The 12,496-nt window shown below is 48.1% G+C and carries 14 protein-coding genes and 2 pseudogenes; 8 read left to right on the top strand and 8 right to left on the bottom strand.

Annotated elements, in window-relative coordinates; all coding sequences use genetic code 11:
* The first annotated feature begins 142 nt into the window (after positions 1-142).
* From yedE to BMW97_RS01170, 3 genes are all read left to right on the top strand, one after another.
* Positions 143-1,354, top strand: a complete 1,212-nt coding sequence (gene yedE, locus BMW97_RS01180; RefSeq protein ID WP_045908898.1) for a selenium metabolism membrane protein YedE/FdhT — start codon at positions 143-145, stop codon at positions 1,352-1,354.
* Positions 1,351-1,584, top strand: coding sequence for a sulfurtransferase-like selenium metabolism protein YedF (gene yedF / locus BMW97_RS01175; protein ID WP_003856774.1), 234 nt, complete (start codon positions 1,351-1,353; stop codon positions 1,582-1,584). The genes yedE and yedF overlap by 4 nt, the downstream gene beginning before the upstream one ends.
* A 126-nt stretch (positions 1,585-1,710) precedes the next feature.
* The gene (locus BMW97_RS01170) at positions 1,711-2,049 is read left to right on the top strand and encodes a hypothetical protein (protein ID WP_063621876.1); all 339 of its coding nucleotides are present in this window, start codon (positions 1,711-1,713) and stop codon (positions 2,047-2,049) included.
* 46 nt (positions 2,050-2,095) lie between these two features.
* Here the strand turns inward: BMW97_RS01170 and ompW are convergent, their stop codons facing one another.
* Positions 2,096-2,728 carry an outer membrane protein OmpW gene (ompW, locus tag BMW97_RS01165; protein WP_032674934.1) on the bottom strand — a complete coding sequence of 211 codons (633 nt, stop codon included), beginning with the start codon at positions 2,726-2,728 and terminating at the stop codon, positions 2,096-2,098.
* A 282-nt stretch (positions 2,729-3,010) separates the two neighbouring features.
* On the opposite strand from ompW, the gene BMW97_RS01160 reads away from it, so the two are divergent.
* The 4 genes from BMW97_RS01160 (at position 3,011) to yciA (ending at position 5,280) form a co-directional block, all read left to right on the top strand.
* On the top strand, positions 3,011-3,415 hold the full coding sequence (locus tag BMW97_RS01160; protein ID WP_032674935.1) for a YkgJ family cysteine cluster protein: 405 nt from the start codon (positions 3,011-3,013) through the stop codon (positions 3,413-3,415).
* A 25-nt stretch (positions 3,416-3,440) separates the two neighbouring features.
* Complete coding sequence (locus BMW97_RS01155; protein ID WP_045908900.1) at positions 3,441-4,184, top strand: YciC family protein; 744 nt, start codon at positions 3,441-3,443, stop codon at positions 4,182-4,184.
* Between the two features lie 56 nt (positions 4,185-4,240).
* Complete coding sequence (locus BMW97_RS01150) at positions 4,241-4,780, top strand: septation protein A (RefSeq protein WP_028018783.1); 540 nt, start codon at positions 4,241-4,243, stop codon at positions 4,778-4,780.
* 104 nt (positions 4,781-4,884) lie between these two features.
* Positions 4,885-5,280: an acyl-CoA thioester hydrolase YciA gene (gene yciA, locus BMW97_RS01145; RefSeq protein ID WP_008502796.1), complete on the top strand. Its 396-nt coding sequence runs from the start codon at positions 4,885-4,887 to the stop codon at positions 5,278-5,280.
* A gap of 39 nt (positions 5,281-5,319) precedes the next feature.
* Here yciA and tonB read toward each other — a convergent pair whose 3' ends face one another.
* The gene (tonB, locus tag BMW97_RS01140) at positions 5,320-6,042 is read right to left on the bottom strand and encodes a TonB system transport protein TonB (RefSeq protein WP_045908957.1); all 723 of its coding nucleotides are present in this window, start codon (positions 6,040-6,042) and stop codon (positions 5,320-5,322) included.
* Positions 6,043-6,262: 220 nt separating this feature from the next.
* Between tonB and BMW97_RS01135 the strand changes: the two genes are divergently transcribed.
* Positions 6,263-6,559 carry a YciI family protein gene (locus BMW97_RS01135; RefSeq protein ID WP_023327637.1) on the top strand — a complete coding sequence of 99 codons (297 nt, stop codon included), beginning with the start codon at positions 6,263-6,265 and terminating at the stop codon, positions 6,557-6,559.
* A gap of 41 nt (positions 6,560-6,600) precedes the next feature.
* On the opposite strand, the gene BMW97_RS01130 is transcribed toward BMW97_RS01135, so the two are convergent.
* The 6 genes and pseudogenes from BMW97_RS01130 to BMW97_RS01105 form a co-directional block, all read right to left on the bottom strand.
* On the bottom strand, positions 6,601-7,554 hold the full coding sequence (locus tag BMW97_RS01130; protein WP_045908958.1) for a bifunctional helix-turn-helix transcriptional regulator/GNAT family N-acetyltransferase: 954 nt from the start codon (positions 7,552-7,554) through the stop codon (positions 6,601-6,603).
* A 325-nt stretch (positions 7,555-7,879) separates the two neighbouring features.
* Positions 7,880-8,755 carry an HNH endonuclease gene (locus tag BMW97_RS01125; RefSeq protein WP_045908959.1) on the bottom strand — a complete coding sequence of 292 codons (876 nt, stop codon included), beginning with the start codon at positions 8,753-8,755 and terminating at the stop codon, positions 7,880-7,882.
* A complete protein-coding gene (locus tag BMW97_RS01120; RefSeq protein ID WP_090392348.1) occupies positions 8,755-10,401 on the bottom strand; it encodes an AAA family ATPase in 1,647 nt (548 codons plus the stop codon). The genes BMW97_RS01125 and BMW97_RS01120 overlap by 1 nt, the downstream gene beginning before the upstream one ends.
* A 396-nt stretch (positions 10,402-10,797) precedes the next feature.
* The gene (locus BMW97_RS01115; RefSeq protein ID WP_072052273.1) at positions 10,798-11,019 is read right to left on the bottom strand and encodes a DNA-binding transcriptional regulator; all 222 of its coding nucleotides are present in this window, start codon (positions 11,017-11,019) and stop codon (positions 10,798-10,800) included.
* Between the two features lie 78 nt (positions 11,020-11,097).
* A pseudogene (locus tag BMW97_RS01110) lies at positions 11,098-12,264 on the bottom strand (phage late control D family protein).
* Positions 12,261-12,494, bottom strand: a pseudogene (locus tag BMW97_RS01105) (phage tail protein); the annotation flags it as partial. The pseudogenes BMW97_RS01110 and BMW97_RS01105, both read right to left, overlap by 4 nt.
* Between the last annotated feature and the right edge of the window lie 2 nt (positions 12,495-12,496).

The raw sequence follows: 12,496 nt of genomic DNA, 5'->3' as shown, positions 1-12,496 counted from the left end.
GATCGGATTAATTACTGATGGAGGTCATAAAAAAGGTAGGTATTTTGGAGAAAAGTTTTGGAGAGGTTTTGGAGAAGGGAAAAAAGTTATATATTCCAGCCCTTTAAAACAACATACACCTTCTGAGTTCAGAGGCTTATTCATGTCATGGCAATCCTTCAAACAGGCTTACCTGGTTAAGTTCTGGTCACCCGTTCCGGCCGTTATCGCGGCAGGCATTCTCTCTACTTATTATTTTGGCATTACCGGTACCTTCTGGGCCGTGACCGGCGAGTTTACCCGCTGGGGTGGACAGCTGCTGCAGCTCGCAGGCGTGCACGCCGAAGAGTGGGGATACTTTAAGCTCATCCACCTCGACGGTACGCCGCTCACCCGTATTGACGGGATGATGATCATCGGCATGTTCGGCGGCTGCTTCGCTGCCGCGCTGTGGGCAAACAACGTTAAGTTGCGTATGCCCAAAAGCCGGATCCGCATTGTGCAGGCGGTTGTCGGCGGCATGATTGCCGGATTCGGCGCGCGTCTGGCGATGGGGTGTAACCTTGCCGCCTTCTTTACCGGGATCCCGCAGTTTTCGCTTCACGCCTGGTTCTTTGCCGTCGCCACGGCCATCGGCTCTTACTTTGGCGCAAAATTCACCCTGCTGCCGCTGTTTCGTATTCCAGTGAAAATGACAAAAGTCAGCGCAGCATCTCCGTTAACCCAGAAGCCCTCTCAGGCCCGCCGCCGTTTCCGCCTCGGGATGCTGGTCTTTTTCGCCATGGTGGCATGGGCGCTCTGCACCGCCCTGAACCAACCTAAGCTCGGTCTGGCGATGCTGTTCGGTGTGGGTTTTGGTCTGCTCATTGAACGCGCGCAGATCTGCTTTACCTCCGCGTTTCGCGATATGTGGATCACCGGGCGCACGATGATGGCGAAGGCGATTATCGCCGGGATGGCGGTCAGCGCCATCGGCATCTTCAGCTATGTTCAACTGGGCGTCGAACCAAAAATCATGTGGGCCGGTCCTAACGCGGTCATTGGCGGCCTGCTGTTCGGCTTCGGGATCGTGCTGGCTGGCGGGTGTGAAACCGGCTGGATGTATCGCGCCGTCGAAGGCCAGGTGCACTACTGGTGGGTGGGTCTGGGAAATGTGATTGGCTCGACGATCCTGGCGTACTACTGGGATGACGTGTCTCCCGTCCTGGCCACCAACTGGGATAAGGTCAACCTGCTGAAAACCTTCGGGCCTCTCGGCGGACTGCTCGTCACCTACGCCCTGCTGTTGGTCGCTTTTTTACTGGTCGTCGCACAGGAAAGACGTTTCTTCCGCCGTGCGAGCGTTAAAACAGAAACGCAGGAGAATGCAGCATGAAAGAGATTGTGCCTGATTATCGTCTGGATATGGTTGGCGAGCCCTGTCCATATCCGGCGGTGGCTACGCTTGAAGCGCTGCCGCAGCTTAAGAAAGGTGAAATTCTGGAGGTAGTCAGCGACTGCCCGCAGTCCATCAACAACATACCGCTGGATGCGAAAAACCACGGTTATACGGTGCTGGATATCCAGCAGGATGGCCCAACCATTCGCTATCTGATTCAAAAATGATCGTTAAGGGCCCCGTCAGGGGCCTTTATCGTATTGAATTATAAGACATCTTGATCCACGGCAAAAACGTGATTTTTGACTTAAGTAAAATCTCATTTCCCTTTTGAAGGAGGTTTTCGCGGTTTGATGTATTTACGAGCTTTACTGGTTTTCGCCTTATTGATTCCCTTCCATGCGCTGTCCCTGAATTTCTCTTCTACCTTCCTGCGCCTTAATTGTCCGCAAAGAGGACTTGTCGAGGTTATTCTGCACGTTTATGACCATACCCAGGAACGGTGGCACGGTCATTTTGAAACCGGCGCGGGACATAAACGTGCGGGTGACACCGAAATTATCCCGTTTGCCAACGGCGATATTCTCTTCCATTCCCTGTCCAGCGACGCTTTCAGCTATTTATATGATGGGGAAACGATCCTGAGGCACTGCGTAAAGCTTGATGAGCGGCCGGTTTATCCGTCGTTTTGAAGTGAGCAAAGCAAACTGGCCACCCTGTGGCCAGTTTGACGTGGGATCAGAAACGATAACCCGCAGAGAACATAAACACCCACGGATCCAGGCGAGTATTGATACTTTGCTGCTGGCCGCCCGCCTTGAAGCGTACGTCCGTATCAATATCCATATACCAGACCGAGGCGTTGATCAGCCAGTCGCGGTTAATCAGGTAATCCAGACCGACCTGTCCCGCCATGCCCCACGAATCTTTCAGGCTGAGGTCCGTCAGACCTGCCTCTTTACCGGTATCGTTAAATTTCTCATCAAAGAAGGTGGTGTAGTTCACACCGGCGCCAATATATGGACGCACCTTGCTGCTTGAGTCGCCAAAGTACCATTGCGCCATCAGCGTTGGCGGTAAATGGTGAACCGTGGCGATATCACCGGTTGGTCCTAAACCGACGCGATGACGGAACGGCGTTGCGGCCAGAAGCTCAACGCCCACGTTATCCGTCGCCATCCAGGTAAAGGTTAAACCTAACTGGGTGTTATTACTGACGTTAAAACCGCCCATTCCCAGCACGTTATCCGATCCTTCAGTTGGGCGAACCGTAGCCGAACCGGCACGAATAAAGAATTCGCCTGCTTCATGCGCATACGCGCCGCCAGAGAGACTGCTTAATACAAGGGCTGCCACCGCTAATTTTTTCATATCCGCTCCATCGTTGTGGTTTTAATCGCGGATGAGAATATACTCACAAAAGGGTAATAAGTGATCTGCCACAGATCACATTAAAACCAGTAACTTAACATTCATTGATCTGGATTAATTTTTTGTTACGCATCCAAAACCAATAAGTTGTTTCCATGTCAATTTTTGGCATTTCACGGTTACAAAATTTTCCCTTTTCCCCCTCTTGCTCTTCCTCTGGCGGCTGGATAATTTATCGCTCTCACAAGTTGATTTGATGCGTTCTTCTTTTGCAGGTGTGCTATGAGTGATATTAACCCGTGCATGACGTGTGGAGCCTGTTGTGCGTATTTTCGAGTCTCTTTCTACTGGGCCGAAGCCAGCGATGGCGGCGGTACCGTTCCGGTTCATCTTACCGAGCCGTTAACCCCCTTTCTGCGCTGCATGAGCGGCACGAACCAAAAGCAGGCCCGCTGTGTGGCGCTACAGGGTGAGCCTGGGGTCGCGACCCGCTGTTCCATCTATGAGGATCGCCCCAGCCCGTGCCGGGAATTTGCCATGTCGGGGGAAGATGGGCAGGTCAACGAAGCCTGTAACCGCGCCCGCGCCCGCGTTGGATTACCGCCGCTTTACAAAGATATGCTTTTCCATACAAGCCTTGATGCTGCCACAGCAGGTGCATCCGGTGTACAATTGCCGGCTAATTAACACCTGCAATACTCAAGGAGAGTGCATGTCTATCACGGCGAAGTCTGTCTACCGTGACACGGGAAACTTTTTCCGCAATCAGTTCATTACCTTTTTACTGATCGCGTTGCTTTGCGCCTTTATCACGGTGGTGCTGGGTCATGCGTTCTCACCGAGTGAAGAACAGATTGCCAGCCTGAGCCAGGGCGACCATCTTGCGGGTAGCGTGGGGTTGTTTGAGCTGGTGCAAAACATGACGCCGGAGCAGCAGCAAATTCTGCTGCGCGCTTCTGCCGCGTCCACGTTCTCAGGCCTGATTGGTAATGCGGTTCTGGCGGGCGGCGTTTTGCTGATGATTCAGCTGGTATCGGCGGGTCACCGGGTCAGCGCCTTACGGGCGATTGGTGCCAGCGCGCCGGTTTTACCTAAGCTGTTTATCCTGATCTTTTTGACCACCCTGCTGGTGCAGATGGGGATTATGCTGGTTGTGGTGCCGGGCGTATTACTGGCTATCGTGCTCTCATTTGCCCCGGTGATGGTCGTGCAGGATAAAATGGGTATTTTTACCGCGATGCGCAACAGCATCAGACTGGCATGGGCTAATATGCGTCTGGTGGCGCCCGCCGTGATCGGCTGGCTGCTGGCCAAAACGCTGCTGTTATTGTTTGCGCCGAATTTTGCGGTTTTAACGCCTAATGTTGGCGCCGTGGTGGCGAATACGCTGAGCAATCTCATTTCAGCGGTACTGCTCGTCTATCTGTTCCGCCTGTATATGTTAATTCGTCAGTAATCCCGAGGCGGGGGGCATCGATGTCTCCCGCCCCGCCTAGAAGATGGAATCACAGAATGAAGCAGTTTCTTGATTTTTTACCACTCGCGGTGTTTTTCGCTGTCTATAAGTTGTACGACATTTTTGCTGCAACAAAAGCATTAATCGTTGTGACCGCCGTTGTGCTGATCTATAGCTGGATTCGCTATCGCAAAGTCGAAAAAATGGCGCTTATTACGTTCATCCTAGTGGCGGTGTTCGGTGGATTGACCATTGCCTTGCATGATGTTGAATTTATTAAGTGGAAGGTGACTGTTATTTATGCATTGTTTGCAGCAGCATTACTGTTCAGCCAATGGTTCATGAAAAAGCCCCTTATCCAGAGCATGTTAGGTAAAGAACTCACGCTGCCGCAGGTAGTCTGGTCGCGTCTGAATACTGCCTGGGCAATCTTCTTTATTCTCTGCGGTCTCGCTAATATCTATATCGCCTTCTGGCTGCCGCAGGATATCTGGGTCAACTTTAAGGTCTTTGGCCTGACTGCGCTGACGCTTATTTTCACGCTGTTAAGTGGTGTATACATCTATCGTCATATGCCGCAGGACGACAACCACTGATTACTGACTGACCAGAACGTCAACGACGGGCGTTCTGGTCTATTCTCTCCGCACGCGAATCATAGTAGCATCCCGCCTGAAGTCTTCCGTTACGAGTTAAAACAATGACAACAACTAACGCCCCTCAGGGCGAACTGGTTTTACGCACACTGGCAATGCCCGCTGACACCAATGCCAATGGCGATATTTTTGGCGGCTGGCTGATGTCGCAGATGGATATGGGCGGCGCAATTCTGGCAAAAGAGATTGCCCACGGGCGCGTGGTCACCGTGAGAGTGGACGGCATGACCTTCCTGCGCCCGGTTGCGGTGGGTGATGTGGTTTGCTGCTACGCGCGCTGCGTGAAACGCGGTAATACCTCCATTTCCATCAACATCGAAGTCTGGGTGAAGAAAGTCTCTTCTGAGCCGATTGGGCAACGTTATAAGGCCACTGAAGCGCTGTTTATTTATGTCGCCGTGGACAGCGAGGGTAAACCTCGTCAACTTCCACAGGCCTGATCGACAGGCAAAAAAAAAGCCTCCTTTCGGAGGCTTTTTTTATTCCATCTGCGCCCCGCCGTTCAGGCGGAAAACAATATTGACGATCAATCCGCTACCCGGCTTGCCTGGCTCATAGCGCCATCTGCGCATGGCAGATTTCACTTCGCGCTCAAACATATTAGAAGGTTGCGCAGATAAGATTTCCACGTTATCCACGCGGCCATCCGCAGTGACATCAAACTTCACCCGTACGCGGCCTTCAATACGCAAGGCCTGAGCTCGCGCCGGATACTGAGGCTGATTGCGGCTTACGGCTCGCGGGCCCGCTGGCGCGGTAACCGTTGGCTTTGACGTCGTTGCCGTATTGTTCATCACCGGACGTGAAGGCGCTGCATTTTCGACCGGCTGGGTCGCGCGCGGTTCAACCGGACGTTCCTCGCGTTTCGGACGCTCCTCGACCTTCTTCACCGGCTTTGGCTTCGGCTTAGGTTTTGGCTTCGGTTCAGGTTTGTGGATCACCACCGGAGCTTCCTTCGGTGGCTCCGGAACGGGTTCGGGTTCTGGCTCCGGTTCAGCCATCGGCTGTGGCGGCGGAGGGGCAACCTGCGGCGGTTCAAGATCCGCTGGCGAGACCATCGTCACGGAAATCGGCTGCGCGGGCGCGGGCATTTCAATAACCTGATGAACCGAGGTATACAGCAGACCCGCCACAACGGCACCGTGAATCACGACAGAAAGCAGCGTCGGCCAGGGAAAGCGGCGAGGTAAATCAAGGGTCATCGAAGTCATAGTCATCAACGTTAAAAAACCGAACCCTGATTTTAAATGCAAATAGCAATCATATTCAATAAGACACTTTGCTCTGGCGCAACTTTAGCGCCTGAGAGGCCAAAAAAGGCGCATTCAGATCAGGGTATTAACATTGTTTTTATTTTACATTGCAGTCGATTGCCCTTTCACATAACGTAACTGACACTTTTACCGGTTAAGGAGCTTCGCCGTGTTTTACGTGATTTACTCAGAAGATGTTGCTGATTCGCTCGAAAAACGCCAGTCTGTGCGCCCTGCGCATCTGGCACGTTTGCAGTTGCTTCAGGATGAAGGCCGATTACTGACCGCTGGCCCCATGCCCGCAGTAGACAGCAACGATCCGGGTGCTGCCGGTTTTGCAGGCTCCACGGTTATTGCTGAATTTGAATCCCAGGAAGCTGCTCAGGCCTGGGCTGACGCAGACCCGTACGTTGCAGCGGGTGTGTATGCAAAAGTGACGGTCAGACCGTACAAGAAAGTGTTCTGATACCAAAGCGGCTCCGAAAGGAGCCTTTTTTATGGCGGCGATTACGCGCCTCTGTACCGGGTAAACTGCTGCTCTGTAATCAGGCTCCCCCACTGGTCGCCTTCCCACTCTTTTACCAGCGTAAACCCAAACGACTCGTACAGACGCCGGGCGGCGGTCAGCTTATTGAATGTCCAGAGGTGCACGGCAGAAAAACCGACACTGTCGCAGAACCGCATCGCTTCATTCAGCAGTTTTTTCCCCACGCCGTGTCCCCGGCAGCCATCATCAAGAATAAACCAGCGAAGATGGGCTTCACCCGGCGCCAGATCCTCGCCATCGATTGCCACCGAGCCGACAATTTTGTTGTTGAGTACTGCCAGCCAAATCTGGTTACAGGGCTTCTCCAGTCTTTCACTGAACTCGGCCAGCCCTGAAGCCACTTTGGCCTCGAAGAAGCGACCAAAGTTATGTTCCCGCGAATAATAGCTGCCATGCATCTCCGCGATACGGCCAATCATGCCGGGGATATACCCCTGCACTATCTTCAGCTCGTCGGGCTGCATATCGTTGCCCGCCTCGCGGCATGCCAGCAGCGCGTTGGCATAAAGGGAGAGCCCCTCAGAGATGGTCTGCTGCTGGGCAGGAGCAAGACGCTTTATTGCTGTGACCACGCGCTCATTGCTGAAGGCATTAATTTTGCTGACCGTCTCGTGACCTTTCGCGGTCAGCCTGAGGCTCTTTGCTCTCGCATCCTCAACAGAAATGACTTCCTCGAGTTCGCCGGCGGCAATCAGGCGAGCCAGCATCCGGCTGACGCTGGACTTTTCCAGGCCCAGCAGTTGCACCAGCTGGCTCGCCGTCATCTCTTTGCGTAAAGCAATTTCGACCAGAGTATGGACGGCCGAAGGCGAGTAATTCGTTGAGGCCAGGGTAGACCCCATAAATCCTAACTCTCGCACCATCAGGCGCGAGGAACGTCGAATAACACTGACTACCGGAGTTTCGCTGTGCATGTTGTGTCCTCATCATTTAGTTGTACTATACAACTAAATGATGAGGGATTGTCAAACAGAATAAAAAAGACTCCCGCAGGAGCTTTTTTATATGACTCAACGTAATGAAATAAAAGGATTTGTTTTAGTTCATGTCCACTGATTGACCACATCGAAAGAAGAAGCCCGCTTTTCGGGGCTTATTTTTTAACTGATTAAACTAGTTTGCCTAATTAGGTGCGGCCTTTTAAGGGATGATAGTTGTTTTTTTCAGAGACTAACGACCATCGTCATGACATTTCTAGCCTATCATTTTCATAGAGCTAATAAAAATTTTAATTAATTATTAAAAATCTAAATCTTCCACGTTATCGAATTGTTGATGAGGATTATCTACAGGGCACAAAGAATTCAAGTAAAGAATAATATCTTGGTTTTGTAATAGAGCAAAATAAAAGGCACTCTGCCAATCTTTACCAATTTCAGATTGAGGAACTTCCGATAAGCGTTGTTGCAACGCCGTTTCAATATCGAATCTGGCATTGGACAATCTGCGCTTCCACTGTTTAAAATCCTTATTGCAATAATTAATAATACGTGATTTTATTTTCAATTTTTCCGCATGAAGAATAACTCTTTTTTGATCTTCAATCCGTGTTGCCATGACTTTTTTTAATTTAACCTCCACAGATAATTCATTTTCATCTCCATTTAATGTAACATTCATAGAAAAACGGAAATTCTCCAAAAAATCAAAATAAATGGGATGAATAAACATAGCTGAATTGCTTTTAGTACAATAGTAATTCTCACCTTTTACTGGTGCGCACCCTCTGCATTGGGGAACTAGATTGTTAGGAAAAATTGAAAACTCAGGCCATTTTCCTTTAGGAATAAAATGATCTAAAGTATCAGGGATCATTGGGTTACCGCAATAAGGGCAAAAAGAAAGTTCGTGCTCATTTCTTCTTTCAAGTAATAATTTATTTAATTTGCTCGGCGACTTTTCGTAAAACTCAACTAATAGATCGGAATATTGCAGAAATGAACTTTCAGATAACTCCTCATCAAACGAGGTTATAAAACCATTATATAACTCATAATGTTCCGCTATATCATCAGCAATATCTTCAAGATCTTGAACATTTTCTTTTTTACTTTCTATTGCCGCCTCTAGCCATGTGCACGGTTGATTTTTTATAAAAGATCCTAAGTATTTCATTATTCATCCTCGACAGAGATCTTTTCATCATCTGATTTCGAAAGCACATAGGCAAGTGCATCATTACCAATGAATTTTTTTATTTCCGAAATAGATGAGCCGTCATGAACTAAATACTTGTCAATCTCTTTTTGATAAGGCTTTCTTACATATTCATCATCGAACACTTCCGAAACTATCACATCAATTGATTCACCGTATGTTTCAACTGAAGATTGATATGCTTTGGTATTCCCTTCAATTTTTCGCAATATAGTCACAGCCTTTCGCTCAACTTCACGCGTCAATATTGATGAGTGTGTTGCAATTAAGGAAAAGGATTTTGTTTCGTTTAAAATATATTTAAGCATATTTATCAATCCCACTTCTAACTCGGGATGTAAATAAAGCTCAGGCTCATCAAGGATTAATAAACTCTCTTCTTCAAGCTCAGATATGATTGCAGGCAGCATATATGTGTAAATTTTTTGGCCTGAGCTAAGTGGAATAATTGCTTCTCCTTTTTTGAAAATCAATCCATTTTCTAGATTTATACTTCCTTTAATGTTATTAACTTTAATTCTTTCATCTATAATAATCTCCTTTCCGTCATTATCTAATATCGATATTGAATCAAAATCTATTGAAATTGATAATGTTTCTTTTAGTAGTCTAAATCTTGTGTTTTCATTCCACCAATTATTCTCTTCATCATAAGTCAGTATTTTAATAATAGACTCAACACTTTTCACAACTGGGTATTTAGCTTCAAACAAACCCTCTTGATTTCTAAATCCAATATAAGAGTATTCATTCACATGCAGACGCTGCCGCTTTAAGCTTTTTTTATTAGATGTGGCACCTTCCCTAGAATACTTCAGGGTAAGTTTATTAAAGATTTCTTTCTCAGTATAGAAGTCCTCGAATGGAGAATACGCAATAACTATTAACTTATGAAAGTAGGGAGGATGCTCTTCACCATCGGTAACACCTGTTATAACTTCGCTGATTTTCTTTAATATATGTGTTTTACCAACACCATTCTTTCCTATCAGAAGGCAAATGTTTGATTTACCTACCTTCCTATCCAAATCAAATTTAAAACTTAAAGGGTCAAAACTGTCTCCAAGACTTTCAATATTTAAGTCGAATTTAGTTGTGGGGTTATATCTCCCAACAGCTATCTGATAACCTTTTTTCAAGATTGCAGCAGAGGAACTTCCTCTCATTAAACTTCCTGAGTATCCGCCCCATTCAGAGTATTTTTCTTGATTCCTGCGAAAATACCCAGCATCACATAAAGACTCTAGTATAGAATCTATTTGTTCAGGTTTAAAGAGAGAATTGATTTTTTTATAATAGTCAATATCCTCACCAATCGAAACAAGCTTATTTTCATCCAATAACTTATTAATAGAAATAACTTTAGATTCGATTTCATCACCATATTTTTTAAAATAGCTTGATGTGTTTTCGCTTTCCTTTGAAAGCATTTTCATATTGCCTATTTTTATTTTATCACTTTCTCTTACATAATATAATTTAAATGTTATCACATACCCAAAATCATCCCATGGGACACTATAGTTTGTTCCTATATGGTCCTGAAGCAAGTGAATCCCTGGGTATTTATCAATTTGTAATGTTTCCGAATAATAATAATTCACTTCCAACTCCTTTATGTAAATAGAAATCAAAAGACATGAAATGTCTTTTTTATAAATATATATTTAGAGGAGAATAGTTTTAATATAGCGTTATCACCAAAATGTTTTAATACTTTCCCCATAAAGAAACTCACTATACAAAGCTACCGCCCTCAAAAAATTAATTTGCATCGACAACTAAATATATAACAAAAAAAATAGTGATATGTAAGTCTCTTAGCATAAATTTATTAGTTAGTAACCTGTTGATCGACTAAACATGCTCGATGGTGAGCTATTCAAAACATAGCAAGGTGATGTATACAACGTAGATCTAGTCACTTCCCCATGGTCATTTAATCTACACGATGAAGTTTGCTATTCTGAAGCCCCGCCTATGTGGGGCTTTCTCGCTGGTCACATCCATTGAATCTGCTGCTGTCCTGACGTTGTTGGGCGAGGTGGTGCTGGCACAACCACACTCGGTGAAACGATAAAACGTGAAAGGGTCTCAGTCGTAACAAAGGTGCAACTGCAGTTAATATTTGTACACTGATGATAACGCTCCTTTGTGGTATCAGAGAAGTATCGACTTGTGCGCGCATGGGCGGAGTGATGGCATTTGGGACAGTGAAACATGGCGTGCACCTCTAAACGATTTATGTGCGTTAACATTACTCACTTTATTAATATAAAACAAATAGATAAACAAAAACTTCATTCAATTTCCTCACTCTCATATTCAACTTCAGAGGCCCTAACCTCAAGCTCTAAGCCCGTCGTGTAGCCTTTCCCGTTGAGGTTATGCACCACCCGGCTGATTATCCACGCCTGATCGTCTATGACGCGCTTAAACCCTTTCACCGCGATTGGCGTTTCAGGAAATAAATCTGCCCGGCCAATCGCCAGCGAGATTGAAAACTACGCAACGCCGCGCTGCAGTTTGTCCCACTTCGCCTGAGCGGCGCGCATGGCCTGCGCCTTTGTCGCGTAGATGGTCGTCAGCTCCAGCACGTTGTCAGCCTCACCGGCCATATACTCACCCTCGCGCGCTTCCCCCTCTTTTTTGGCTTTGGCCTTTACCGGGGCTTTGGTCGCTTTCGGGTGCTGCAGCGCGCGAAGGTGCTTCTCTTTGGGCTTACGCCTGAGCTTCACCTTCTGCTTTTGCGGTTTCGGGTCTTTAGTGTGCAGCCATTTTGCCGTAACACCGGTGTAGGCTTCCCGGTCAGCAATGGCAAACTGATGACGATCACCGTCACCGCGCTCTAGCGTCATCTGCGGAATGGGCTTCCCGCTGGCCGTCTTACCGCTCCCCGCCCACAGAAATAACAGCTTACCCGCTTTGACCGAAACCGCCGCCCCGTTCCGGTCAGCCAGACGGGACAGAAACACCGCGTCGGATTCCTGCGACTGGTCAATGTGAGGCACTGCGACGGCTTTCAGCGTGTCGGCCACGCTGGCCGACAGTTTATTGCGTGCCGCAATCGTCTCGACAATTTGCCCGAGCGTGGTGTCATGCCATGACTGTTCCCGGCGTGAGTTCAACGTCCCGCGAAAATCGGCGCTTCGCCCCCGGATGGTCAGCGTATCAGGCGCGCCCCTGTGCTCGATTTCGTCTACAGTGAACGTCCCTTTTTTTATCAGCGCGGAATCCTGCCAGCCTAACCACAGCGTCAACGTTCCGCCGCGCGGTGGCAAAGCTATCTGACCGTCAGTGTCATCGAGCTCGATATCGAGCTGGTCGGCCTCGAATCCGCGATTGTCGGTCATGGTCAGACTAATAAGGCGGTCACTCAAATCCTGCGTGATATCGTCGTTATCCAGCTTGAGCATAAACGCCGGGGCTATCTTCGCCCCGGCCTGATTATTCATACCCGTCATCATCCCGTCAGCCCTCCCAGCCAGTCACCGGCAGACGTGACCAGATTGTCGGCCTGCGTTTTCAGGTCGCCATAAATGGCCGCCAGCGATTTATCGACCCGCTTAAGCGAAAGGCTAAACTCGATTTTTCTCGCCGCTCCGTCGCTGAATAGCTCGGTGTGCGTATGCGTCACTTTGTCGATCACATACATGCCGTGGATCATGCCCGTTCCGTCAATCAGCGGCCACGCTCGCT

This window comes from Enterobacter sp. NFIX58 (genome assembly GCF_900110475.1).
GTDB lineage: Bacteria > Pseudomonadota > Gammaproteobacteria > Enterobacterales > Enterobacteriaceae > Enterobacter > Enterobacter quasiroggenkampii.
The sequence above is the reverse complement of the archived record's forward strand: the minus strand, read 5'-3'. Positions and strand labels throughout refer to the sequence as shown.

Bases quoted from the DNA above. Each gene is read 5' to 3' on its own strand.
- yedE (WP_045908898.1), top strand. From the start codon at position 143: ATGTCATGGCAATCCTTCAAACAGGCTTACCTGGTTAAGTTCTGGTCA.
- yedF (WP_003856774.1), top strand. From the start codon at position 1,351: ATGAAAGAGATTGTGCCTGATTATCGTCTGGATATGGTTGGCGAGCCC.
- BMW97_RS01170 (WP_063621876.1), top strand. From the start codon at position 1,711: ATGTATTTACGAGCTTTACTGGTTTTCGCCTTATTGATTCCCTTCCAT.
- ompW (WP_032674934.1), bottom strand. From the start codon at position 2,728: ATGAAAAAATTAGCGGTGGCAGCCCTTGTATTAAGCAGTCTCTCTGGC.
- BMW97_RS01160 (WP_032674935.1), top strand. From the start codon at position 3,011: ATGAGTGATATTAACCCGTGCATGACGTGTGGAGCCTGTTGTGCGTAT.
- BMW97_RS01155 (WP_045908900.1), top strand. From the start codon at position 3,441: ATGTCTATCACGGCGAAGTCTGTCTACCGTGACACGGGAAACTTTTTC.
- BMW97_RS01150 (WP_028018783.1), top strand. From the start codon at position 4,241: ATGAAGCAGTTTCTTGATTTTTTACCACTCGCGGTGTTTTTCGCTGTC.
- yciA (WP_008502796.1), top strand. From the start codon at position 4,885: ATGACAACAACTAACGCCCCTCAGGGCGAACTGGTTTTACGCACACTG.
- tonB (WP_045908957.1), bottom strand. From the start codon at position 6,042: ATGACCCTTGATTTACCTCGCCGCTTTCCCTGGCCGACGCTGCTTTCT.
- BMW97_RS01130 (WP_045908958.1), bottom strand. From the start codon at position 7,554: ATGCACAGCGAAACTCCGGTAGTCAGTGTTATTCGACGTTCCTCGCGC.
- BMW97_RS01125 (WP_045908959.1), bottom strand. From the start codon at position 8,755: ATGAAATACTTAGGATCTTTTATAAAAAATCAACCGTGCACATGGCTA.
- BMW97_RS01115 (WP_072052273.1), bottom strand. From the start codon at position 11,019: ATGTTTCACTGTCCCAAATGCCATCACTCCGCCCATGCGCGCACAAGT.